Below are 24,764 nucleotides of genomic sequence, written 5' to 3' on the forward strand. Positions count from 1 at the left end.
GTGCTCCCCGCGCATGCGGGGGGTGGTCCGACGCGGTCGCCCGCATCGAGCAGTGCGTCAACGTGCTCCCCGCGCAGGCGGGGGTGGTCCCCCCGATGAGGCCGGCGACGCGCAGCTTCTCGACGTGCTTCCCGCGCATGCGGGGGTGGTCCCCCGCCGGGGGAACCTCGTGCATCGCAATGGCGTGCTCCCCGCGCATGCGGGGGTGGTCCGCACTCCTACACCCGCAAGGTCGCGGACCGCATGCGCTCCCCGCGCATGCGGGGGTGGTCCCTTGCCCACCGACGCGATCGGGGTCGTGACGTCGTGCTCCCCGCGCATGCGGGGGTGGTCCCGTAGCGCAACCTGCGCTCCTGAACCGTAGGCGGTGCTCCCCGCACATGCGGGGGTGGTCCCCACACCACGCACACGAGCTCCGACCGCGGGCAGTTCTCCCCGCGCATGCGGGGTGGTCCGATGACCGGCTACTCCGGCTTCGTCTCGCAGGGCGTGCTCCCCGCGCATGCGGGGGTGGTCCCCAGCGAGCCGTGTACGACCTGCGGCCGCTGTTGTGCTCCCCGCGCATGCGGGGGTGGTCCGACGACGGTCCATGTGACGGTGGCGACGTTGCTGTGCTCCCCACGCATGTGGGGGTGGTCCCGCAACGCGCAGGAAGCCCTGCGAGCCAGCCTCGTGCTCCCCGCGCATGCGGGGGTGGTCCGGCGGGGTTGCCCAGTTCGAGCCCCGGGGACAGCGTGCTCCCCACACATGCGGGGGTGGTCCGGTCCGGCGCTGGCGGACGACCCGCGAAGTCGAGTGCTCCCCGCGCATGCTGGGGTGGCCCTCAGGTCCGTTCGGGTCGCATCGCCGCGAGGACCTGCCCCCCGCGCATGCGGGGGTGGTCCGGAGGAACCATCATCATGTCAACCGGTCCCGCCGTGCTCCCCGCGCATGCGTGGGCCCCATTCTCGGTGACCGGTTGGCGGCCGCGGCGTCACGCACGACGTTGCTGCAGCTGATCGGTACGCTGCCAGTGCCGGAACCTGGGCGAGTGGTGACGGTCGGGGTGGACGACTTCGCGTTCCGCGAGGGCCGCCATTACGGCTCGATCGTGGTGGACATGGACACACCGGCCGTCTGGTGGATCTCTTGCCCGACCGGCGGGCCGCCAGCTTCACCGCCTGGCTGCGGGCCCAGCCTGGCGCTGAGGTCATCTGCCGGGACTGGGCCGGCGGCTATGCCGAGGGCGCCCGGCTCGGCGCCCCGACCGCGATCCAGGTCGCCGACCGGTTCCACCTGCCCTACAACCCCACCCGGGCGGTTGACCGGGTGGTCCGCGCACACCGAAAGTCCTTACGCGAACGACCTGAGCATGCAGACGTTGCCCAACCCGCACCGCAGTCCGCGTCTGACTACGACCGCCGAGCGCAGCTGACCCGGCAACGCCATGCCGAGATCCACGCACTGCTCAGCAACGGCATCGGCATCACAGCGATCTGCAAAGCGCTCAGCCTGGATGGTAAGACCGTGCTCCGCGACAAAGACGGGCAACCCGGTGCCGCGGAGCACCCCGTCGTCGATGCGTCGTTTCGGGTGCGGCTCGAAACGACGCGGGTCCAGGCGGGCGCTGCGCGCCTCGGCCGACGAGGACTGGGCCGTCCTCGACGTGGACACCAGACGGCAGCAGCGGCAAGGCGTCGAAGAGCAACGGCTCGACCGCGCAGTGCGGATCAGCCCGGACAAGCGCGGCGACAGTGTGCGACGTACCGAAGTCGACGCCGAGTGTCACCTCGTCAGACATGATCCGACCCATCGACTGTCACCGCTCTATCGCGAACCGCCGACCGGGAGTCGCCCAGCCAAGGCACGCATGTCGATGTGTTGACATAGGCCGAGTATCATCCTATGTTTCGCTCCAAGTGACCGTGGCCGCTACCGCGGACCTCGATCATAGACAGGGTTGCTGGCGAATCGGCGCGTCCAGCGATCGAGATACATCCTATGTATTCCCGCCCGCCACGGGGGAGCGGTCCCGCCGAAAGGACAACCATGAACCGAGTCAGACTCCTGCTCGCCGGGGTGGTCGCCACAGCCGCCGGGCTTGCGCCGGTCCAGCCAACGTCCGCGGCGACCGCGGCGACCTTCTACGCGTCGCCGGCCGGCGCCGGGTCGGCGTGCACGCAGGCGGCCCCGTGCTCCCTCACCGGCGCGCAGGGCGCGGTACGCGCCAAACTCGCCGCCGACCCCGGCGCGGACGTGCAGGTGCTGCTCGCCGACGGCACGTACCGGCTGTCGAGCCCGTGGAAGTTCACCGCCGCCGACTCCGGCAGCGCGGGGCATCCCGTGGTGTGGCGCGCCGCGCCCGGTGCGGCGCCGGTGATCTCCGGCGCGACTCGGGTGACCGGTTGGACGCAGGAGGGCACCAGCGGCGTCTGGTCCGCGCCGGTGCCGGCCGGTAGCCAGACCCGGCAGGTGTACGTCGACGGCAAGAAGGTCCCCGTGGCCGGTGCGGCCCTGTCGGACCTCGGCTGGACCGGCAGTTGGACCGGTTCGTCGTCCGGGTACAACATCAACACCGACGCGAACGCAAAGGCGTGGTTCGGCGCGCGCACGGCGGCCGAGGTGGCGAGGGTCGAGTTCGACTACCCCGGCGGCAACGGTCCGTGGACCGAGTCGCGGTGCCCGGTCGCGAGCTACACGGCGAGCACCGCGACGCTGACGATGGCGCAGCCCTGCTGGACGAACGTCACCAACCGGGCCGCGTTCAGCCAGGGCAGCGGTGGGCTGCCGTCGATGTCGGTGAACACCAAGCCGGCCCGGATCGACAACGCCCGAGCGCTGCTGAGCCCCGGTGAGTGGCTCCTCGACGGGAACCGGCTGTACTACCAGCCGGAATCCTGGCAGCAGATGCAGAACCTCGCCGTGGAACTCCCCCGCCTCGAGTCGCTGCTGCAGGGCGCGGGCACGCTAGCCAATCCGTTGCACGACGTCACGTTCACTGGGTTGCAGTTCTCCTACGCCACCTGGAACGACCCGTCACGCGGGTTCTCCGACGTGCAGAGCAACCTGCGCATCACCGAAGGCCGTAACCAGGGCATGTGCAACTTCGCGAACCCGGCGGGCAGCTGCCCGTGGGGCGCGCTGACCCAGCCCCTCGCCAACGTCGCGTTCACCGCCACCACCAACCTCACCCTGGCCGGCAACCGGTTCGTCAACCTCGGCGGCGCCGGGCTCAGCGTCATGTACGGCGCACGCAACACCCTTATCCAGGGCAACGAGTTCACCGACATCGCATCGACGGCGCTCCTGCTCGGCTGCACCTACGACCCGACCCCGACCAACGCCGGCGAGGCGCAGGGGATCAAGGACCACTGCACGCCCGATCCCGCGGCCGTCAGCGGCGACAGCGTCGGCCTCAACGAGATCCTGACGAACACCACCGTGTCCGACAACGTGATCCATCACATCGGTACCGACTACTCCTCCGCGTGTGGCATCACGCTGCTGTTCTCCCGTGGCACGAAGATCACCAACAACGTGCTGTACGACCTGCCGTACACCGCGATCACCGCCGGGGTCATCCAGGGTCACGTGGATCAGGCGAGCACGCCGCAGAACTCCACCAACATCAACGAGAGCAACACCATCAGCAACAACCTCTTCCACGACTACATGTCGGTGCGCAGCGACGGCGGTGCGATCTACGTCGAAGGCCACCAGGCCGGCTACGTCAACAAGTCCGACGGCACCATCGACCCGGTCGCGACGCTCGCGAAGGGCCTGCAGGTCAAGGGCAACGTCGCCTTCAACGGCCGCAACACCAACTTCACCTACTACGACGACGCCGGCGCCGAATGGATCAACTGGGAAGGCAACGTCGCCTTCAGCGCCGGTGGCTCGGCGCAGGGCGGCTGCAGCCCCACCGGCCACTTCTGGATCCGCAACAACTACTTCTCCGCCGGCACCCAGTCGTACCCCTGCGCGCAACCGGTCGACTCGAACGCCTCCGGCAACGTCTCGATCCCGGCGACACCCGGTCCGACCAGCATCCCGACCAGCATCCTCGCCGCGGCGGGGCTCACCTCCGCCTATGTCGCTCAGCCGAACGCGGGCGCGCCGCAGGTCCGGTACATCTCCCCGACGAACGCCTCCCAGGTGCTCATCGGCGGGCACGGCTTCACCTCGACCACGCCGGTCTACGTCAAGAACGTCCGGGTCACCAACGTCCAGTTCGTCTCCGGCGGGTTCCTCATCGTGCCGATCCCCTCCGGGACCACCACGGCCGACATCCGCGTCGGCGACGGCAACGGCGGCCCGGTCACCCCCGGTCGCATCGACAACACCGACAGCCGCATCCTCTACAGCGGCTTCAGCCAGCAGTCCGGCCGGACGTACGGTGATCTCAACGGCGACGTCCACTTCGCCTCAGCCAACGGGTCGACCGCCACGCTGACGTTCACCGGCACCGGCATCTCCGTCTACGGTGAGCAGAACACCGACCAGGGCAACCTCGGCATCAGCATCGACGGCGGCACCCAAGTGACCGTCAACACCGTCCCGTCCGACGGCGTACGCCACGCCAACGTCGCCGTCTACACCAGAACCGGCCTCAGCGCCGGCACCCACACCATCGTCGTCACCAAACTGTCCGGCAACTACGCGGTCCTCGACGGCTTCGCGGTCCTGAACACGGGCCCGACCACGACCCGGATGGACAACACCGACAGCCGCATCGCCTACAGCGGCTTCACCCTGCAGTCCGGCCGGACCTTCGGCGACCTCAACGGCGACATCCACTACGCCACCACCAACGGATCCACCGCCACCCTGACGTTCACCGGCACCGGCATCACCGTCTACGGCGAACAGAACACCGACCAGGGCAACCTCGGCATCACCATCGACGGCGGCACCCAAGTGACCGTCAACACCGTCCCCACCGACGGCGTACGCCACGCCAACGTCGTCGTCTACACCAGAACCGGCCTCACCGCCGGCACCCACACCATCGTCGTCACCAAACTGTCCGGCACATACGCGGTGCTGGACGGGTTCGCGGTGACGTCGGCCTGAACCGCCACCGACCCGGAACCGTGGCCTGTCCGGCGCTGGACAGGCCACGGAACGGCAGCCCCACCGTCCTGTCGCAAGACAGGACGGCCGCATGAGCGCCGTACAGCACTCAACGACAACGGTTAGGCTCGCCGGCGTGACGTATCCACGGAGGGCGGCCCGGCCGGATCTGCTGACCCGGATCGCGGCCGTGCGGGATGTGAGCGCCACGATGCGCCAGATCGACCTGATCGGCCCGGATGTGCCGCGCCTGCGGTGCCGTCCAGGCGCACACGTGGTCGTGCGGGTGCCCGCCGGCAACGGTGAGGCGCGCCGGGTGTACTCCATCTGGCGGCACGACCCGGCCAGCTCGGCGCTGTCGCTTCGGCTCGCGTTGCACGACGCCGGCGGGCCGGGCTGCGACTGGGCCCGCACCGCCGCTCCCGACGACCGCGTGACCCTGGAGCCGCCACGAAGCAAGATCACCCTCGACGACTCGGCGGCGTACCACCTCTTCATCGGGGACGAGACAGCGGCGGTACCACTGCTGGCGATGCGCGCCGCGCTGCCCCGGACCACGGCGACGGCGATCGGCGTCTTCGAAGCGCCGGGCCCGGCGGACGAGATGCCGGGCCCGGACGGGGTGCCGCCGCTGCCGTGGGTGCACCGGGGGCGGGCGTCCGCGGTCGCCTCCCCGGTGCTGCTGCAAGCCGTCCGCGAGTTGGCCCTGCCCGCCGGCGCCGGCGCCGCGTACGTGGCCGGCGAGAGCGACACCTGCCGGCTGGTGCAGCGCCTGCTGATCGAGCAGCGCGGCTTTGCCCGCAAAGCCGTGCGCGTCCAACCCCACTGGGCCCCGGGCCGCCCGGGTTTCGGCGCCGGCGGCGACTGACCGCGGCGGACGCGGACGCGGCGACTGCGACCGGATCGCGCGGCCATCAGTACCGCGACGTGTCGCGGCTGCGGCACGGCCTCAGGTACCAGTGTCCTGCGCCGGAAATTCGCCGTCGAAACTTCCCGGGAACTGAACGACGGCGGGCTGAATCACACCTGCTGGCACTAAGCCAAAAGCCACCCGGCTGTATGGTTTACCGCATCGCAAGAATGATGAAGATCGTCATTTTCGGCCACACCTGTAGGTGTGATCCGGGTCACTCGAACTCGCGCCGACATGTCCGATCCGGGGCTTAAGCGGGGTTTTTAATCGTACTGCCTATTAGCTCAGGCTTAAGCGGGCTAAAGGTAGCTGTTCGTCTATCCGGCAAGGATGCATTCCCTGGTCAAGCCATGGCATGCTTTCGACCGGAAGGTTTACGGCAAGGTCTCGGACGGTGCCAAAAGCGCCGGTCATCACGCGGCCAATTTCGGGTTAGCCGGAATGGACAACGCGTGCGCCGCAGACAAAGGAATGTTTCAGCTTGGACTGGAACCCCAACCGACTTTCATGCCGACAAGCTCCGCCAGGCCGATGGCCGTCGACGGACAGATGTCGACTGAAAGGGAGGATTCCCGCAACATGAACCCGCACTCCATCTCGCACGACTCCGCCGACGTGCTCCCCGCCGCCGGGTCCCCGCTCCACCCCGCACCGCAGTCTGCGGCCGGCCGCAGTCCGCTGCGCCGCGCGGGTGTCGGCATCGTGGCGGCACTGCTCGCCACCGGCGGCCTGACCGCGTGCAAGGACACCCTCCCCGGCTACGGCGCCGTCCCCGGATACAGCGCGCAGCCCGGCGCCTCCACGAGCACTGGCGCTTCCCCGTCCGCGTCCACCGGCCTGGGTAGCCCTTCCGCTTCGACGACCCCGGCGACCTCGGCCTCGCCCTCCGGCTCCACGTCCCCCGCGCCGACGACCACCAGCACGACGACGCAGAGCCCGAGCGGCAACCCGACCTACACGGTTGCCGGTTTCCCCGCCGCGAACAACACCGGCTACCCGCAGGGCCTGGCCGGCGACACCCGCAAGAAGGTGACGCTGACGCCGTACACCGGCCCCATGACCATCACGGTCGCCGGCACGGTCATCGACAGCAAGGACATCAACGGCCACATCGAGATCAAGGCCAAGAACGTGACGATCCGCAACAGCCGGATCCGCGTGGCCAACGTCCAGGCCGTCACGTCCACCGATGACAACGCGAACCTGCGCATCGAAGACACCGAGATCGACGGCCAGCTCAAGGACGCCTCGACCGGTGGCATCGCCCTCATCGGCCGCACCGGCTTCACCCTCCTGCGGGTCAACGCCCACGGCTCCGGCGACATCCTGCGCATCGACGGCCGCGGCACGGTCCAGGACTCCTGGCTGCACGACCCGGGCGGCACCGGCTCCGCCCAGCACAACGACGTCATCCAGTCGACGAACGCGATCTACGTGCGCATCCTGCACAACCGCCTGGAGAACCAGCACACCCAGACGTCGTGCATCCTGCTCAAGGCCGACATCGGTTCGATCAACGACGTCATCGTCGACAGCAACCTGATGAACGGCGGCGGCTACTCGTTCTACTGGTACGACGCCAACTACAAGATCACCAACGGCAAGGTCACGAACAACAAGTTCATGCGCCAGTCCGGTGGTGGCTTCTGGCCCAAGGGCGGCTACTACGGCACCCAGGCCCTGAACGCGTCGACGCTCCCCACGTGGAGCAACAACACCTGGGCCGACAACGGTCAGCAGATCGGCCGATAAGTCAGACGGGACCATCAGTCAGGGGCGCGACCCGGAACTCCGGGCCGCGCCCCTGACCGGGTGCCAGCATCGGGCCGGACGATCCGCCGTCACCACCGCCGACCCGGTTGCGAGCAGCGGCGCTTCTTCGTCCGCGACCCGGACGGCACGGTGGTCAACGTCGTCAGCCGCCGGTGACTGGCCAAGAGGTCGGCGCGGCGGGTGCCCGCCGGACGGTCAGACGTTCAGGTCCGGCCCACGGCGGGAGGGACGACCTCCCAGGCGATGACGCCGACGACGACGAGCAGGACGGCGGCGATCGTCGGGCCTGCGGCGGACCTCCTCGTTGCCGGTCGCGGTCATGCCGTCGTCAACCACGGCGGCAGTGGGCGCAGACCGGTGCTGCGCACACCGCCGCCGAGGCTGGACCTATCCGGCCGCCGGCGAGGACCCGTCCGGCGTCATCGACGACCGTGCCGCTCACGGGACGCGTACAGCTCCCGCTGGAAGCGGCTCATCGCCTTGGACTCGCGCGCCCGCAGGGCACGCAGCCGCGCGTCGGTGCGGGACGTCGCCCAGGCGTTCTCCCGCTGCAGCTTGTGGTAGCTGTCGAGGCGACGCTCGCTCAGCTCCCCCGCGGCGACAGCGGCGGTCACGGCACAGCCGGGTTCGGTGTCGTGGCCGCAGTCGTCGAAGTGGCACCGCTCGGCGAAGCGTTGGATCTCGGCGAAAGCCAGGTGCAGGCCGTCGTCGGCGTCGAACAGGCCGATCCCGCGCAGCCCCGGGGTGTCGATGAGCACCCCACCGGCGGGCAGCGGCACCAGTTCCCGGCGCACCGTCGTGTGCCGGCCCTTGCCGTCCTGGCCCCGGACCGCACCGGTGGCCAGGACGTCAGCGCCGAGCAGTGCGTTGCCCAGCGTCGACTTGCCGGCCCCGGACGGGCCCAGCAGCACAACCGTGCCGGTGAGCACCGACGTCAGCATGTCCAGCCCGGCACCGGTGGCCGCACTGGTTGTGACGACCTCAACGCCTGGGGCCAGCACCGCCACGTCGGCCGCGGCGCGGGCTGCGTCGGCGGACCGGTCGGCCTTGGTCAGCACGAGCACCGGCAGCGCCCCGCTCTCCCACGCGAGAGCGAGGAGCCGCTCGATGCGGCTCGGGTTCACCGGCACCTCGAGCGAGACGACGATCGCGGCCGTGTCGACATTGGCGGCCAGGGCCTGCCCGTGCGACGACCGGGTGGCCGACGCCCGGACGATGACGCTCCGGCGCGGCAGCAGGGCCACCACCGCCGGCTCGGGGGCGGACCGCAGGGCAGCCCAGTCGCCGGTGCACGGCGCGGCCACCGGGTCAGGGTCACCGGTTGGGGCGGTGCGGGCCCGGAGGTGTCCGGTACCGGTGACGACGTCGCAGCCGCCACGGTCGACGGCGACGATCCGGGCGGCGACCAGCCCGGCGGCACGGTGCGGGGTGAAGGTTTGTTCGAGCGTGTCGTCCCAGCCGTATGCGGACAGGCCGGAGGACGCATGATGAGCAGACAACAGCAAAGACCCTTTACGAAGGGGGCCCGGCTACGACCGCCGTGTCGTGCCCGCGCTCAGCGGGCTGTCACCGGAGCGGTCAGCCAATGGGCCTGAAGGTGAGGATGGATCGTGCGCTGCGGACAGCAGCCATCGCCGTGACGGTCACGCACTCCACCTCCCTTGAACGCCTCGTCTGGACCGGTGTTGACCCGGATGCCGTACCCAGGAATCTACCGGACCCGCCGCCCGCGCACGACGAACTGTCGCGGACCCGCCAGCCTCGCGGGCAGTCCTGCGCCGGCTACCCGACGAGGTCCTCGAACAGTTTGCTCACAGGGGGTCACGGACGATCCCGCCGTGGACGCGGCGGCCGATGCGGGTGCCGACGCGGTCGCAGTCGCGGTTGGCGGTGGACGCGGAGACGTGGAAGCGTTGCGCCACCTCGCGGACGGTGACCGCGCCCACGGTCAGCACCTGTTCGACGATCCAGCGGTGCCGCAGCTCGGGCAGCACCGTGATGGCGCCGGTCATCCCTTCACGCTCCCGGCGAGCAGCCCACGGACGAAGAAGCGCTGCATCGACAGGAACACGATCAGGGGCAGCAGCATCGAGACGAAGGCGGCGGCGGACAGCAGGTACCAGGCGCTGCCGCGGCTGCCCGCCAGGTTGGCCAGGGCGACCGTCATCGGGTTGGTGCCGGGGGTGTTCGCGAAGGTCAGGGCGACCAGCAGGTCGTTCCACACCCAGAGGAACTGGAAGATGCCGAACGCGGCGACGGCCGGCACGAGCAGCGGGGCGAGGACCCGCAGGAAGATCTGGACGTGGCCGGCGCCGTCGACGCGGGCCGCCTCGACGAGTTCCTTCGGCAGGCCGCGCATGAAGTTGTGCAGCAGGAAGATGGCCAGGGGCAGCGAGTAGACGGTGTGTGAGATCCACACGGGCCAGTAGGTGCCGGCGAGGCCGGCGTCGACGTACAGGTTGAGCAGCGGGATCAGGGTCACCTGGATCGGCACGATCTGCAGCGCGAAGATGAGCACGAAGAGCAGGTCGCGGCCCTTGAAGTCGATCCAGGCGAGGGCGTAGGCGGCGATGAGCGCGATGGCGAGCGGGGCCAGGACCGATGGCAGGGTGATGACGACGGAGTTGACGAAGGCCTGGGACAGCGACCGGCCGGAGGTCTGGCTCTCCAGGACCTGCCGGTAGTTGTCGAGGGTGAAGCTCGTGGCGGTCCACCAGCCGGTCCGTTGGATGTCGGCCTGCGGGCGGAACGACGTGACGAGCAGGCCGGCGGTCGGCAGGCTCCACAGCACGGCGATGACGACCGTGGCGAGCGAGGCGATCGGTGAGGACAGGCGCTTGCGGGCCGTGGCCGATCGTTCGGAGATGGCTTGCATCACGCCCCCCACCGGCGCAGTTGCCGGATGTTGTACAGGATGACCGGTAGGACCAGCACGAACAGGAGCACGGCGAGCGTCGAGCCGAGGCCCTGGTTGTCGGAGCGGAAGCTTTGCGTGTAGAACTCGTTCGCCACGACGCTGGTGTCGAACTGCCCGCCGGTCATGGTGCGCACGATGTCGAAGACCTTGAGGGTCCAGATCGCGATCGTGGTGAGCACGACGACGATCGTGGGGCGGATGCTCGGCAGGGTGATGTTGCGGAACAGGCCGATGCCGGTGACGCCGTCCAGCTGCGCCGACTCGATGATCTCCACCGGGATCTCCTTGATGGCGGCGGAGAGCACGGTCATCGCGAAGCCCGCCTGGATCCAGATCATCACCACGACGAGCAGCAGGGTGTTGAGCGGCGCGTTGATGAGCCACTGCTGCGGGGTGCCGCCGAGCGTGACGAGGATCTGGTTGAGCAGCCCGATCTGGGAGACGCCGGGCAGGTCGGGGCGGTACTCGTAGACGAACTTCCAGATGATCGACGCGCCGACGAACGAGATCGCCATCGGCAGGAAGACCAGCGCCTTGGCGAAGGACTCGAACCGGCTGCGGTCGACGAGGACGGCGTAGACGAGTCCGATCGCGGTCGCGGCGAGGGGCGACAGCAGGACCCAGATGGCGGTGTTGCGCAGCACGTGCAGCTGTTCGGCGGAGCTGAAGATGCTGACGTAGTTGTCGAGGCCGACGAACTGCGCGCCGTGCGCGTCGAACAGCGACTCGTAGACGGTGCGCAGCGCCGGGTACACGACGGCGACCGCGAGGCCGAGGACGGTCGGGGCCAGGAACAGCCAGGCCAGCCGGCGGTCGGCCTTCGGGCCGTTGAAGCGCCCGGCAAGGAGCAGGATCACCGTCACCACGAGAGCGAACGCCCCGAGGCCGAGGGCGAGCTGTCCCAGCTTCGCCGCGATTTCCATGTGGTTCCTCCAGTGGGGCGCGGCGGCCGTGGGGTGCGGCCGCCGCGCCGAGGGGCACTACTTGGGCCAGGCCGCTTCGATCGCGTCGAGGGTGGCCTTGGTGGACTGTCCGGTCACCCAGTTGGTGCCCTGCTTCCAGAAGGCGTTGGTGCCGACGGCGCCGGGCATCTGGTCGGAGCCGTCGTAGCGGAACACCGACTTCGGGTCCTGCAGGATCTGCGCGGACAGCTTGTCGATCGGGTTGGTCAGCTTGCTCGCGTCCATGCCGGTGTTGGCGCTGATCCAGCCGCCGCCGGGGGTGCTCGCGACCTTCTCGTTGGCCCACGTGTCGGAGGCCAGGAAGGTCTGGAACGCCTTCACCTCGGGCCGGTCGGAGAACGCGACCACGAACTCGCCGCCGCCGAGGACGGGCTTGCTGGTGTCGTCCTTGCTCGGGAAGTAGAACGCGTAGATGTCGCCGTCGGGTGAGACGTTGACGCCCTTCGGCCAGTTCTGCGCGTAGAACGAGCCCTGCCGGTGCAGGCTGCACTGGCCCTGCAGGATCGGCAGGCCGGCGTCCTGGAACTGGGTCGACGCCACGCTCTTCACGTCACCGAGGCCGCCGTTGACGAAGGCGGGGTTCTTCAGGTATTCGCCGACGGCGTCGAGGGCGCCGGTCGCCTCCGGGCCGTTGAACGGGATCGTGTGGTTGACCCAGTCGTCGTAGGCCTTCGGGCCGGACAGGCGGAGCATCATGTCCTCCATCCAGTCCGTCACCGGCCAGCCGGTCGCGTCGCCGGACCCGATGCCCACGCACCACGGCTTCTGCCCGCCCGCGGCGATCTTCTCCGACAGCGTCTTGAGCTCGTCGAGGGTCTTGGGCACCGTGTATCCCTTGGCCTTGAACTCCTTCGGGGAGTACCAGACGAAGGACTTCACGTTGGCGCCGAGCGGCGCGCCGTAGACCTTGCCGTTGACGGTGACGTAGCCCTGCCAGGACTCGCTCCAGAACTTCTTCACGTTGGCCACGACGGTGTCCGGGGCCTGCACCGCCTTGCCGGTCTCGACGAGCTGCTTGACGAGCCCGGGCTGCGCGAAGATCGCGAGGTCCGGCGGGTTGCCGCCCTTGATGCGCACCTGGACCTGGGTGTCGAACTCCTTCTCACCCTGGAACTCGACCTGGATGCCGGTGCAGCGTTCGAAGTTCTTGTAGGAGTTGATGTGCGGCTCGTCCTCGGGCGCGACGATGCCGGAGTACAGCGACACCTTCTTGTCCTTGAACGTGCCGTACTGCTGGTAGGCCTCGCAGCCGGCGGTGCCCTGGGCCGTGTCGCCGGCGGTGTCGGCGCAGGCGGCGAGCAGGAGGGTGGCGGCGGCGATGCTGAGGGCGCGACTGAGAACGCGGATGGGGGGTGTCCGTCTCATGATTGCCTTCCTTGACAGAGTGCTTGAAAGACGTCGAAGAGCTCGTTGGGCCGGCGGGGGAAGCCGCCCACGTCGTCGGTGTCCAGGGTCACCAGGCCGAGCCGGTGCAGGTGCTGCTCGACGGGGTCGAGCGCCTCCCGGTACTGCCAGCGGATCTGGTCGAAGAACGGCCACCAGATGTAGCCGGCGATCTCGACCTCTGAGCGGAGCTTGTGGAGCAGGGCGACGGAGTCGCGCAGCCAGGCGATGCGCTGCGCCATCGTGCCTTCGTAGCTGGTCTCGGTCACCATGACGGGGACGCCGTAGCGGGCGGCGGTCTCGCGGATGATCTCCTCGAGCCCGGCGACGCCGTCGTCGCGTTCCTGAGCGGCGCCGCCGGGGCCGTCTTCGTGCACGAGCGTCGACCACATCGGGTAGTAGTTGATCCCCATGACGTCCGGCCGGGCCGGGTTCGACGCGAACCAGGTCAGGTCGTCGTCGGTGAAGCCGTGCTCGCGCAGGTAGCCGAGCAGCGGGTGGCCTTCGCCGACCATGCCGTTGAGCAGGTCGCCGCACAGCCACCGGCGTTCGTTCAACACGCCGGAGTCGCCGGACGGGTAGCGGAAGGACGCCTCCACGTGCACGAAGGTGGCCTTGCCGCCGGTGGCGTCGGTGATCGCCCGTTGCGAGCCGACGACGCCTTTCGCGATCGCCCGCATCATCTGCAGGTAGCCGTCGTCGCCGGTGAGGTACGGCGGCCAGGTCCCGGACTCCCCGCACAGCCGGGCCGTCCACTGCGGTTCGTTCAGCGGGGTCCAGGCGGTGAGCCGGTCGCCGTAGCGTTCGGCGAGCGCGAAGGCGTACTCGGCGACCGCCTGCGGGTAGCGGTGGTTGATGAAGTGGTTGTCGAGCCATTCGGGGGTGCCGTAGTGCACGAGGTCGACGATGACCTCGAGGCCGAGTTCGCAGAGCCGGTCGACGACCCGGTCGGCCCAGTCCCACACGTACGTCCCGGGTGCGGGGTTGATGCGGTACCACGGCAGCCCGTAGCGGACGGTGTTCGCGCCGGACGCCTTGACCAGGTCGAGGTCGCCGGCCCAGCGGGTGTAGTGCTGGGTCAGCTCGTACTCGTCGAGCTTGCGGCGGCCGAGCGCGGTGTGCGCGATGAACGTGTCCTCGATGCCCACGCCGAGTCGCAGGACGCCGTCGGAGAACTGGTTCATGACGCGGCTCCGATCAGGTCGGCGAGGGTGGCCACGGCGGTCGGGTCGTCGCGCAGGACGGCGTCGACGAGCGGCAGCTGGCACAGCCACAGCCAGCCGTCGTGCACGGGCAGCGCGGCGACGATGACGCCGGTGAGGCGCCCCGGCAGGGGCTTGTAGACGCCGAGCACGGGCCGTTGTGGCCAGTCACGCCCGTCCAGGGACGTGTAGACGACGTGCGCGGTGACGCTGAGCAGTTCGGTGGTGACGACCGTGCCGGGTGGCACCGCGGACAGCACCGGCTCGCCGGTCGTGAACACGTTCGGCAGCGAACCCCATTCGGTGGCCAGGTCCTTGACGGTGGCCGGCACCGGCAGGTGCGCGGCGCCGTCGACGCCCTGGGCGAGGACGAGCACGTTGCGCCCTTCGCGCAGCGCCGCGTCGACGAGCGGGCCGGTGGCCGCGGACAGCGCGCCTTCGCCGACGACCAGGCACCCGGTGTCGCCGGTCCGTGCGCCGACGGCGGTCAACGCCCGCTCGTCCGTCGCCGATCCCAGCAGGTGTACGGAATGCGCCGCCGTCGGCCGGGCGAGGACGGTGAGCGGGTAGCGCTGCTCGACCGGGGCCGCGCCGGGTGCCGTCCAGGTCACGGTCAGCTCGTGGGGTCCCGGCCGGGACGGCAGCGGCACGGTCACCGGATGCGGTGTCGTCGGCGTGTGCGGGGCGAGCGTGGCGGTGCCGGTGACGCCGTCGACGGACCATTCGCCGGTGACCGTCGCGGGCGTGTCGTTGGACACGACGACCGACAGGTCGACGGTTCCGCCGGCGAAGCCGTTCCAGGCGTCGTCGTCGTGCAGCGCGATCGGCAGGGTGGGCCGGCAGGCCGCGGCGACCTCGCGGATCGCCGGGTCCTTGCCGCGCCGTTCGAGGTCCCACAGCCCGTTGTATTCGTGCGGCACGTCGGTGAGCTCGGTGAGGCACCATCCGGCGATGCCGGGCGTGCTGCGGAACAGCTCGATCTGCAGCCGGTCGGCCAGGCCCTGGTAGGCCTGGGTCCCTTCGACGAAGGCGGCGGCGGTGCCGGGCCACGGCAGCGCCGCGATGTCCTCGGCGAGATGGTTCGGCCACCAGAACGGGGTCTGCGTGGCGGCTGTCTCCAGTGACGGCAGGCCCCAGTCGCCGAACTCGCTGACCAGCAGCACCTTGCCGGGCACGGGAGCGGCGGTGCTCTTCGCGCGCAGCGCGGCGAGGTACTGGCGGCTGAGTCGCCCGTACCAGTGCGCTGTGAGGATCGGGCTGCGGTAGACGTGTTCCGGGCCGGGTTCGACGGAGTCGTTCTCGATCACGGGGCGGGTGCCGTCGAGGTCGGTGACGAGGTTGTACAGCATCCGGGTGAACCGTTCGTAGCCCGGCGAGGCGCGCACGTCGCGGTCGGTGTTCTCGGCGCCGATCTCGTTCATCGCCGACCACAGCACGACGCTGGGGTGGTTGCGGTCGCGCAGGACCTGCTCGGCGGCGGCCGCGGCGCAGGCCCGGGCGAGGGGCCCGGTGTCGTCGAGCTCGTCGACCGCGATCGGCTCGGCGATCGGCAGGTCGCAGTGCACGAGCATGCCGAGTTCGTCGCAGACGTCGAGGTACCGGGGCTCGAACGCCTTGATGTGCAGGCGCAGCATGGTGAGCCCGATCGCCTTCGCGGCGTGGACCTCCCGCTCGATCGCGTCGCGGGAGCCCTCGGCGTAGAGGGTGTCGGCGCGGAAGCCCTGCACGAGCGCGGCCTGCACGCGCAGCGGCGCGCCGTTGAGCAGGATCCGGTCGCCGTCGACGGTGACGGTGCGCACGCCGAAGCGGACCTCGGTCTCGTCGCAGGCGTACCCGTCGGCGAGCACCACGAACCGGGCGTGGTGCAGGGCCGGCGACTGCGGCGACCAGCGCTCGAGGCCGTCCAGGCGCGGGTGCAGGACGACCTCGCAGTCGGCGTGTCCGGGGACCATGACCTCCTGGCGGGTGACCCGGCCGTCGACCGTGCACTCGACGACCGCGGCGATGCGGCCGCCGCGGTTGCGGATGCGGACCTTCGCCTCGGGTCGGGCCGGGTCGCCGTTGACGAAGGCGTCCTGGAGGGTGACGGCGCCGTGCCGGGTCAGGGTGACCGGTTGCCAGATGCCGCCGTAGGTCAGGTACAGGCTGGGCGGGCTGGGGAACAGGTCGTTCTTCCAGCCCTGCTTGCCGTGCGGACCGCGCGGGTGCTCGGGCGCGTCGCCGGGGATGTCGAGGACCCGCACGGCGATGACGTTGCGCCCGGCCCGCAGCACGCCGGTGGCGTCGACGGTGAACGGGGTGTACGCGCCGGCGTGCGCACCGACCTGGACGCCGTTGACGTGGACGGTCGCCTCGTCCATCACGGCGCCGAATGCCACGGTCCAGTGACCTTCGACGTCGTCGAGGTCGAACTCACGGACGTACCAGGCGACCCCGCTCAGATGCAGGTGTCCCTGCGCCTCCCACAGACCCGGCACCTGGATGGCGCCGAGGCCGGCCAGGGGCGGCGGGAGCGAGTCGGCGGTGTCGCCCGGATGGAAGCCCCAGGTGCCGTCGAGGCTGAGCACCGAGGTGCGGGCTTCGTGGTCGGCGATGGTCACGACGCGTCCTCAGCGGGGACCTCGGCGGGGACACAGACGCGGCGGCCGGTCTCGAACGACTCGATGACGGCCATGGCCAGGGCGAGGGCGCGGCGGCCGGCGCGGGCGTGCACGGGCGGCTCGGCCCCGTCGCGCAGGGCGGCGAGGACCGCGTCGACGTGCCGGTCGAACGTGAGGTGGAACTGGCGGGCGGCGTCGTTGAAGTAGCCGGCCTGCCAGACGTGGCGGGTCTCGTCGCCGACGGACTGCAGGGTGAGCCGGGCGACGGTGTCCTCGATGAGCGCGCGGCCGGCGGTGCCGTTGAGCTCGATGAGCTGGGTGCCGGGGTACGCGTAGGAGGAGTCGTAGCTGCCGACGAGGCTGCCGACGGCGCCGTCGGCGAACCCGAGCGCGACCGCCAGGGTGGTGTAGACGCCGGTGCGGGTCTTGTCGGTGAGCTGCGCCGCGACGGAGGTGATCGGCCCGCACAGGTGCTCGAGCATGTCGAAGCCGTGGCACTGGGTCTCGATGAGGTTGGCGTGCGGGGAGGTGCCGAAGTTGGGTTCACCGCCGAAGCGCCAGGTGGCGAAGACGAGGTCGCCGATCGCGCCGTTGGCGATGGCCTGCCGGGCGCGCAGCACCGGCTCGGCGTAGCGGTGGTTGAAGTTGATGCCGAAGAACAGGTCGCGTTCGGCCGCCTCGGCGATGAGCTTGTCGGCCTCGGCCAGGTCGAACACGAGCGGCTTCTCCACCAGCAGCGGCACGCCGAGCCGGATCAGCTCCAGGGTGGGCTCGAAGTGGCCCTCGTTGGGCAGGCTGACGGTGATGAGGTCGGGGCGTTCGGCCTCGACCATGGCGGTGAGGTCGGTGTACGGCCGGGTGCCGTACGCGGCGGCCCGCTCGGCGGTGCGCCGCTCGGTGCGGCCGGCGATCGCGACGAGGTCGGTGTCGGGACGCTGGGCGAAGATGCGGGCGTGCTGCTCGCCCCAGCCGCCGGCGCCGACGACGGCGACCTTCAGGCGGGCGGTCACCGCTCGTCCTGCGTGACGACGACCTTGCCGGTCTCGCCGCCGAGGAACAGTTCGAACGCGGCGGTCAGCTCACTGGCCGGCAGCCGGTGGGTGATGATCCGGGACAGCTGCGGCAGGTGCGCCTGGAGCAGCTCCAGGTTGGCGGCCATCTCGGCGTAGGCGAAGTATTCGCTGCCCATGACGGTCCGCTCGGGGGCGATGAGGTCGGCGGACACGTCGAGGGTGAGGCCCTCGCCGTGGCCGACGCAGGCGAGCACGCCGCGCTTGCCGAGCACGGCGACCGCGGTCTGCCGGGCGCTCTGCTTGCCGGTGGAGTCGATCGCGGCGTCGACGCCGGTGAGCGTGACCGGCCGGGTCGCGTCGACCGGGGTGGCGCCGAGCTCCTCGGCGAACGCCAGCCGCCACGGCGACACGTCGCTGACGTAGACGGGGACGTCGGCGCCGTAGCGGATGCGGGCCATGACGAGGATGCCGAGGCCGATCGGGCCGGCGCCGGCGACGTAGAGCGACTCGACGTCGTCGCGCATGCGGTGGATCCGGCCGAGCGCGTGGCCGCTGGTGCCCATCACGTCGAGCAGGAGGGTCGCCTCGGCGGCGGTCACGCTGTCGGGGACGGCGAAGAAGTTGCTCTCGTGGACGATCTCGTAGGGGCCGTAGCCGCCGTCGGCGGTGAAGCCCATGTCGTTGCGCTTGGCGAGGCACTGGTTGGTGTACCCGAGCCGGCAGCTGCGGCAGGTGCCGCAGTAGTCCATCAGGAACACGGCGCCGCGGGTGCCCTCGGCGACCGTGGTGCCCTCCCCCGCGGCGACGACGGTCCCGGCCGCCTCGTGTCCGGGCACGACGGCCGAGCCCTCGAACCACTGCTCGCGGTCAGTGCCGCAGATCGCGTTCGCGCCCACGGCGAGCAGCAGTTCGCCCGGGCCGGGGTCACGGTACGTGTGCTCACGGAGCTCGATCTTTCCTTCGCCGACGAATGTCGGTGCTATCGCGGTGCGGGGCATGTGCGCCTCCCTTGGTCTTTGCGTTGTAGCACGTCAGCGGCATTTTCCCGGCGTTCCCACGATCACTTCGCCGGTGTTTACCACGTGGCAGAGAAAGTTTTACCACGTGGCAGAGAACCTGTACAGTGGCTCCACGAGCAGTCGCTCTCTGCTGCCTGATCCAGAACGGGGGGTGTCCGCGGTGGCCGTGACGCAGGAGGACGTGGCGCGCCGTGCCGGCGTGGCGCGCAAGACGGTGTCCAACGTCATCAGCGACTACCCGCACGTCAGCGACCGCATCCGCAAGAAGGTCCTCGCCGCCATCGAGGAGCTGGGCTACCAGCCCAACCGCGCCGCGCAGAACCTGCGCAGCGGCCGGTCCGGCATGATCGGGCTGGCCGTGCCGGAGCTCGACGTGTCGTACTTCGCCGAGCTCACCCGCCTCGTCGTGCAGGCCACCGAGCGCCGGGGCCTCACCGTGCTCATCATCCAGACGTTCGGCGACCTGACCCGCGAGCACGCCTCCCTCAACGGGTTCGGCCACCAGCGGCTCATCGACGGCCTCATCTGCAGCCCGATCGCCAGCAGCGGCGAGGACATCCTCAACCGCGGCGGCGGCTTCCCGGTCGTGCTCCTCGGCGAACAGGTCTCCGTCGCGCCGGACCACGCCGGGATCGACCATGTCGGGATCGACAACGTCGCCGCGGCCCGCACCGCGACCGAGCACCTGCTGTCACTGCCCCGCAAGCGGGTGGCGTTCGTCGGCGCCAGCCGCAGCACCGACTCGCACATGGCCGACCTGCGCCTCGCCGGCTACCGGCAGGCCCTGGCGGCGGCCGGCGTCCCGCTGCGCCCCGAGCTGGTGTTCAGCGTCAACGGCTACCACCGCCGCGACGGCGCGGAGGCCGGCCGGCGCATCCTCGCCCTGCCCCCCGAGGAGCGCCCCGACGGCGTCTTCTGCGCCAACGACCTCCTCGCGCAGGGGCTGATGCGCGCCCTGCACGACACCGGCTACCGCATCCCCCACGACGTGGCCGTCGTCGGCTTCGACGACATCGACGAGGCGACCTACAGCATCCCGTCGCTGACGTCGGTCTCCCCGGACAAGGCCCAGATCGCCGAGACCGCCGTGGCACTGCTCCTGGACCGGGTCAACGGCAGCGACGAGGCCGACCACGACACCGTCACCGACTTCTCCCTGGTCGTGCGGGAGAGCACGGCAGGACCGCGCCGCTGAACGCCGCGGCGCGGTCCCTTGGTCCTCAGCTGATCGTGACGGCCCGGTAGTTCGCCTTCACGTCCTCGGTGACCGCGCCGACCTGGCAGTTGCTCAGCGCCGCCGTCCGCGACGGCTGCGCCACCCCGTCGAGCTTGAACGTGAACGTGCTGCCGGTCTTCGTCACCGTGATCGTGTGCGGCACCGCCGGGTTGAACCCGCCGGGCAGCGCCTGGACCCCCGACCAGCCCAGGTCGGTGCCGCCGACCAGCGCGTGCGACACGAACGCGTTGTTCACCGGGTCGATCCACGCCTGCACGTAGTTCAGGTCGTCGGTGTAGCAGCCGTAGACGCCGTACTTCGGCGCCGCCGACGTGGTGCCGGCCGCGACCCGGCGCACCGACGCGCTGAGCGTGTAGTCGGTGGTGCGGATGCCGGCGGCGCCATAGATCGAGCTCCAGCCGGAGCCCAGCGACGTCGACTCGAGGCTCTGCGGCGCGTTGACGACCCAGTTGCCGCGGACCGCCTTCCCGCCGTAGATGTTGCCGGGGTTCGACCCGAACCGCGCGTCGCCCCACTCCAGGCGGTCCAGCACCTGGGCGTTGGTGAACTCGACCGCGGTGTCCTCGGTGACCAGGCCGACCTGGCACCCGCCGGTGATCGCCACGGTCCGCGACGGCTGCGCGACCCCGTCCAGCGCGAACCGGAACGTGCTGCCCTGCCGGTCGACGGTCAGCTTGTGGGCGACGCCGGTGTTGAAGCCGCCCGGCAACGCCTGCGTCCCGGACCAGCCCAGGTCGGTGCCGCCGAGCCGGGCGTGGGAGACGAACGTGGCGTTGACCGGGTCGATCCACGCCTGCACGTAGTTGTCGTCGTTCTGGTAGCAGCCGTAGACACCGTACTTCGGCGACGCCGACGTGGTGCCGGCCGCGGTGCGCCGCACGTCAACGCTCACCGAGTAGTCCGCGAGGCGCGTGTCGGCGCCGCGGTAGAGCGAGTTCCAGCCCGAGCCGAGGCTCGTGACGGTCGCCGCGGTGGCGCTGGGCAGGCTCCACGACCCGCGGGCCAGGCCACCGCCGTAGATGTTGGCGGCGTTGGTGCCGCGCACCGAGTCGCCCCAGCCGTGCCGGCCGCCGCTCGTGCCACCGGCCCAGGTGAACGTCACCATCGCTCCGGCCGGGATCGAGTAGGAGAACGACTGCCCGCCGCTGCGCACCTTGGTCGTGGCGGCGGACCCGCCCCGGTTCCAGGCCACGACCGCGCGGGTGCCGTCCGGGTTGAGGAACGCCACGTCCTGCACACTGCTTGCGCCGAAACTGTTGGACGCGATCCGCTTCGCGCCCGGCTTCACGAACTTCGCGAGGTGCCCGGTCCAGTAGTAGCTCGGCCGGTACGTCGCCGCGCCGGTGCTCTGGTTGATCGTGACGAGCGGCTGGATGGGAATGCCCGGATGCGAGGCCGAGTCACAGATGTTGGCCGCGCCGGTGTGGTACGGCCCGGAGGTGGTGTCCAGCGCGACGTTCCACGCGATGATCGACTGGGCCCAGTTCCGCGGCCCGTTGACGAGGATGTCGCGGAAGTCGGTGTCGGTGCAGTACGGCGCCAGCTCCGACTGGTAGATCGGCTTGTACGGGAACCTGTCGTGCATGACGCCGAGCTGGTCGGGCGTCCCGCAGTAGCCGTGGAACGAGGACCCTTCGGTCTCCGCGTAGGCGGCCGCGTTGTTGAACACGTCGGTCGGGTAGGTCGCGTCGAAGCACACCATGTCACCGGCGAAGATGCGCGGCTGCAGCCCCGCGTTGTAGAGCTTCGGCGCGAAGTGGTTGGTGATGAAGTCGATCGACTGCGCGGCGCTGAGCACCATCGTGTTGTAGGTGTTTCCGGTGCTCGGCTCGTTCTGCGCGCTCGTCGCCCAGATCGGGATGCCGCGCGCCTGGTAGGCCTGGATCGCCTTCACCAGGTAGTCGGCGTAGAGGCTGTAGTAGCCCGCCAGCAACGTGCCCGGATAGCAGTCCTGGCAGGCGGCCTTGAGGTTGTTGTTGTCCTTCATCCAGGCCGGCGCGCTCCACGAGGTCAGGTTGACCTTGATGCCGGGGTTGACGGCGAGGGCCTGCTGGATCATCGGCACGATCGTGGCGTCGTCGTGCGCGACGCTGAAACTGCCGAGCGTGGTGTCGCCGGCGACGTCGTCGTAGGTGTAGTAGCCACCGACGGTGCTGATGAAGTCGGTGGAGCCCATCGGCTGGCGCAGCATCGACAGGCCGATGCCGGTCGAGGTGTTGAACAGGTCGTTGAGCACCGCCGAGCGCTGGGTGGCGTTCTGTTTGGTGGCCATCAACCACGCCGACGAGTCGGTGAAGGTGGCACCGAAGCCGGTCATCGTCTGAAACGTGCGCTCGTCGTCGACGTCGATGGTGAGCGGGTTGGTGCCGGAGTCGGCGGCGAAGGCGAGCGCGGTCTGCGGGGTGAGCTTGCTGACCAGGTCACCGGTGGTGAGCCAGACGTTCACGGCCTGCCCGTCCGCGTAGGCGGGCGTTGCGGCCTGAGCGCAGACGACGACGAGCGCGGCAACGACGGCCGCGGCGGCGGCGCGTCGCTGAGGGGATCTTCCGGGTTGTCGAACGGGTTCTCGAGAGGGCTGTCGAGCGGGTTGTCGAGCCATGCACGTGCTCCTCGGCTGGCGGGCTCATGGAACAGGACAGCGTGATTTACCACGTGGCAGAAGATTTATCACGTGGTAAGCCACGTGGCAACACCCGCCTGCCGGGCTCTGGCCCGGCCCGTTCCCGCCGGATCGACGACCGTAACCGGCGCTACAGTGATCCGGTGGATCCCGCCGCGTTCGACGCCCTGGCCGAGCCGTTCCTGCGGAAGGCGGCCGAATGGGCAGCGCGGGAGGGCTTCACGACGATCGATAGGTACACCTGCACGCCGGAGGTGATCGCCCGCGTCGAGGCCCAGATGGGCGTGACCTTCCCGGAGCAGTACAAGGCCTTCATGACGCGGTACGGCGGCGGCATGTTCGGCTACCTCGAACTGTTCCGGCCGGTCGATCCGGATGCGCCGGAAACGGACCTCGACATCCGGTCGGAGAACGACCTGGAGTTCCCCGACCGCGACTTCATCGCCGTAGCCCCGGTCGGCACCGGCGACTACTGGGGGTTCCCGGTGACCGATGGGCGCTGCCACGAGCAGATCTGGTTCCACTTCCACGACGGCTACGAACGGAAGCTCGTGGCCGCGGACTTCCTGGAGTTCGTCGCCGAGCACGGGCTGAAGAGTTCGAGCGATCGGGCGCTGGAACTCCGCAATCAGTGAAGCCTTCGGCCCACTAGCGGTCGCGGGTCCGTTCGATGAGGGTGGCGACGAAGCGGGCCACGCCTTCGGCGCCGCGCGGGTCGGTCGCCGGCCAGCGGGTCATCAGCAGCGCCGCGGCCCGGTCCAGGACCACGCCGTCGCGGGCGAGCACGAAATACAGTGCGAGCGCCGCCGAGCGCGCGTTGCCGTCGGCGAACGGGTGGAAGAACAGCACGTCGAGATACACCCGCGCGGCCCGGGACGGCAACGGCACGGCCGGGTCGGCGGACTCGGCCAGGCACGCCTCGAACGCCGAGGGCAGCTCACTGTCATAGGCGTACCGCTCCCGGCCGCCCCTCGCCCAGGCGGACGTCGTGCGGAACGGCGCCGCGGCGACGCCGAGCACCTCCCGCTGCCACGTCTCGAGGCGCGCGAACGTGAGCGGACCGGACCCGGCCGCGTCGGCGCGTGCCAGCCGCAACGCGGCGAGAGCGCGGCCGGCACCGTACTTCCGCCTCGCGAAGACCTCGGCGACGCCGTCACGCGCGGTGCCGGCCGGACCGTCGACATGCCCGGCAACATGCGCCCAGCGGGCCGACTGCCGGACCTGCCGCCACGCCGCGAGGCTGTCGGGGATCGCCGCCGGCGGTGCGGCCGGCTGCGCCCGCCGGGCGGCGGTGGGAATCTCCGTGCTGCGCCGGCTCGGCCAGTCCTGCGGCCAGGTGTCGGGCCACGCGTCGTCCGGCCGCGGCGTGATGCCGGTGAGCGCGGCCGCCAGGGACTCCGCACCGTCGGCCACCTCGGCGCCCTGCGGGGAGACGGAGCTGAAGAACTTCCCGCCGATCGTGGCGTCGACGAGCACGTCGTGGTCGTCGCCCGGGACCTCGGCGACGTCCAGGAACCATTTCAGTGCCAACGTGCATACCGGATACCAGTGCTCGTCAGCGCCCGACCGCGCCGCCACCGTCGCGACCAGGGCGGCGGCGGTGGCCTCCCAGGCGGCGAAGGCCGCGTGGGGCTCGGTGGGCAGCGGCAGGTGCCGCGCGAACATCCCGACCAGGTCCTCGAGGAACGTCCGCCAGTCCAGCAGCGCCCCGGCGACCGCGTCGAGCGTCTCCTCGGGCGTCGTGATCGAGTCCTGGGCGCCGTTCCACCGGACGGTCAGCGCACCGTCGGCGGTGTGGCCGCCCATCTGGGCGTTCCAGCCGCACGCCCAGGAGCCGTAGTGCTCGACGAGGGCCTGCTCCATCGCCCGCTGCCAGGCCCAGCGCGCGTCGGCCGCGGCGCGATCGTAGCCACGGACCGGGTCGTACCGGTACGGCGCCGGCACCCCGCCCGCCGGAGCCAACGCCCGCACGACGTCGTGGACGGTGTCCGGGTCGAACGGATGCCGGGCAGGGTCGACGTCAGCCCAGGTAAGGGATTCGATCACCATCGCCGGCCATCGTGCCACGGCGGC

General features: G+C 70.3%; 17 protein-coding genes and 1 CRISPR repeat array. Of the genes, 6 read left to right on the forward strand and 11 right to left on the reverse strand.

Annotated features, from left to right (window positions below; all coding sequences use genetic code 11):
- Positions 1 to 491 precede the first annotated feature (491 nt).
- A CRISPR array of direct repeats spans positions 492 to 884; the repeat unit is 26 nt; unit sequence GCTCCCCGCGCATGCGGGGGTGGTCC.
- A 235-nt stretch (positions 885 to 1,119) separates the two neighbouring features.
- The 4 genes from Dsi01nite_RS59160 to Dsi01nite_RS55205 all read left to right on the forward strand — a co-directional run bounded on the left by Dsi01nite_RS59160 (position 1,120) and on the right by Dsi01nite_RS55205 (position 7,717).
- Positions 1,120 to 1,782, forward strand: coding sequence for a transposase (locus tag Dsi01nite_RS59160; RefSeq protein ID WP_373318971.1), 663 nt, complete (start codon positions 1,120 to 1,122; stop codon positions 1,780 to 1,782).
- 246 nt (positions 1,783 to 2,028) lie between these two features.
- Positions 2,029 to 5,052, forward strand: coding sequence for a hypothetical protein (locus tag Dsi01nite_RS55195; RefSeq protein WP_203854559.1), 3,024 nt, complete (start codon positions 2,029 to 2,031; stop codon positions 5,050 to 5,052).
- Positions 5,053 to 5,188: 136 nt separating this feature from the next.
- A complete protein-coding gene (locus Dsi01nite_RS55200) occupies positions 5,189 to 5,920 on the forward strand; it encodes a siderophore-interacting protein (RefSeq protein ID WP_203854560.1) in 732 nt (243 codons plus the stop codon).
- A gap of 624 nt (positions 5,921 to 6,544) precedes the next feature.
- Positions 6,545 to 7,717, forward strand: a complete 1,173-nt coding sequence (locus Dsi01nite_RS55205) for a hypothetical protein (RefSeq protein ID WP_203854561.1) — start codon at positions 6,545 to 6,547, stop codon at positions 7,715 to 7,717.
- A 440-nt stretch (positions 7,718 to 8,157) separates the two neighbouring features.
- On the opposite strand, the gene rsgA is transcribed toward Dsi01nite_RS55205, so the two are convergent.
- The 9 genes from rsgA to Dsi01nite_RS55250 all read right to left on the reverse strand — a co-directional run bounded on the left by rsgA (position 8,158) and on the right by Dsi01nite_RS55250 (position 18,813).
- The gene (gene rsgA, locus Dsi01nite_RS55210) at positions 8,158 to 9,237 is read right to left on the reverse strand and encodes a ribosome small subunit-dependent GTPase A (RefSeq protein ID WP_203854562.1); all 1,080 of its coding nucleotides are present in this window, start codon (positions 9,235 to 9,237) and stop codon (positions 8,158 to 8,160) included.
- A 312-nt stretch (positions 9,238 to 9,549) separates the two neighbouring features.
- Complete coding sequence (locus Dsi01nite_RS55215) at positions 9,550 to 9,750, reverse strand: DeoR family transcriptional regulator (protein ID WP_203854563.1); 201 nt, start codon at positions 9,748 to 9,750, stop codon at positions 9,550 to 9,552.
- Positions 9,747 to 10,613, reverse strand: a complete 867-nt coding sequence (locus Dsi01nite_RS55220; RefSeq protein WP_203854585.1) for a carbohydrate ABC transporter permease — start codon at positions 10,611 to 10,613, stop codon at positions 9,747 to 9,749. The genes Dsi01nite_RS55215 and Dsi01nite_RS55220 overlap by 4 nt, the downstream gene beginning before the upstream one ends.
- Positions 10,613 to 11,578 carry a carbohydrate ABC transporter permease gene (locus tag Dsi01nite_RS55225; protein WP_203854564.1) on the reverse strand — a complete coding sequence of 322 codons (966 nt, stop codon included), beginning with the start codon at positions 11,576 to 11,578 and terminating at the stop codon, positions 10,613 to 10,615. The genes Dsi01nite_RS55220 and Dsi01nite_RS55225 overlap by 1 nt, the downstream gene beginning before the upstream one ends.
- 57 nt (positions 11,579 to 11,635) lie before the next feature.
- Complete coding sequence (locus tag Dsi01nite_RS55230; RefSeq protein ID WP_203854565.1) at positions 11,636 to 12,982, reverse strand: ABC transporter substrate-binding protein; 1,347 nt, start codon at positions 12,980 to 12,982, stop codon at positions 11,636 to 11,638.
- A complete protein-coding gene (locus Dsi01nite_RS55235; protein WP_203854566.1) occupies positions 12,979 to 14,184 on the reverse strand; it encodes a family 1 glycosylhydrolase in 1,206 nt (401 codons plus the stop codon). The genes Dsi01nite_RS55230 and Dsi01nite_RS55235 overlap by 4 nt, the downstream gene beginning before the upstream one ends.
- A complete protein-coding gene (locus tag Dsi01nite_RS55240) occupies positions 14,181 to 16,802 on the reverse strand; it encodes a glycoside hydrolase family 2 protein (protein ID WP_203854567.1) in 2,622 nt (873 codons plus the stop codon). Before Dsi01nite_RS55240 ends, Dsi01nite_RS55235 begins: the two co-directional genes overlap by 4 nt.
- Positions 16,799 to 17,812, reverse strand: coding sequence for a Gfo/Idh/MocA family protein (locus tag Dsi01nite_RS55245; protein WP_203854568.1), 1,014 nt, complete (start codon positions 17,810 to 17,812; stop codon positions 16,799 to 16,801). The genes Dsi01nite_RS55240 and Dsi01nite_RS55245 overlap by 4 nt, the downstream gene beginning before the upstream one ends.
- On the reverse strand, positions 17,809 to 18,813 hold the full coding sequence (locus tag Dsi01nite_RS55250; protein WP_203854569.1) for an alcohol dehydrogenase catalytic domain-containing protein: 1,005 nt from the start codon (positions 18,811 to 18,813) through the stop codon (positions 17,809 to 17,811). The genes Dsi01nite_RS55245 and Dsi01nite_RS55250 overlap by 4 nt, the downstream gene beginning before the upstream one ends.
- Before the next feature lie 181 nt (positions 18,814 to 18,994).
- On the opposite strand from Dsi01nite_RS55250, the gene Dsi01nite_RS55255 reads away from it, so the two are divergent.
- The gene (locus Dsi01nite_RS55255) at positions 18,995 to 20,029 is read left to right on the forward strand and encodes a LacI family DNA-binding transcriptional regulator (RefSeq protein ID WP_203854570.1); all 1,035 of its coding nucleotides are present in this window, start codon (positions 18,995 to 18,997) and stop codon (positions 20,027 to 20,029) included.
- Between the two features lie 25 nt (positions 20,030 to 20,054).
- On the opposite strand, the gene Dsi01nite_RS55260 is transcribed toward Dsi01nite_RS55255, so the two are convergent.
- Positions 20,055 to 22,517, reverse strand: a complete 2,463-nt coding sequence (locus Dsi01nite_RS55260) for a glycoside hydrolase family 30 protein (protein WP_203854571.1) — start codon at positions 22,515 to 22,517, stop codon at positions 20,055 to 20,057.
- A 179-nt stretch (positions 22,518 to 22,696) separates the two neighbouring features.
- Between Dsi01nite_RS55260 and Dsi01nite_RS55265 the strand changes: the two genes are divergently transcribed.
- Positions 22,697 to 23,326, forward strand: a complete 630-nt coding sequence (locus tag Dsi01nite_RS55265) for an SMI1/KNR4 family protein (protein ID WP_203854572.1) — start codon at positions 22,697 to 22,699, stop codon at positions 23,324 to 23,326.
- Between the two features lie 13 nt (positions 23,327 to 23,339).
- Here the strand turns inward: Dsi01nite_RS55265 and Dsi01nite_RS55270 are convergent, their stop codons facing one another.
- A complete protein-coding gene (locus Dsi01nite_RS55270) occupies positions 23,340 to 24,740 on the reverse strand; it encodes a Fic family protein (RefSeq protein ID WP_203854573.1) in 1,401 nt (466 codons plus the stop codon).
- Between the last annotated feature and the right edge of the window lie 24 nt (positions 24,741 to 24,764).

The organism is Dactylosporangium siamense (assembly GCF_016862795.1).
Classification (GTDB): Bacteria; Actinomycetota; Actinomycetes; order Mycobacteriales; family Micromonosporaceae; genus Dactylosporangium; species Dactylosporangium siamense.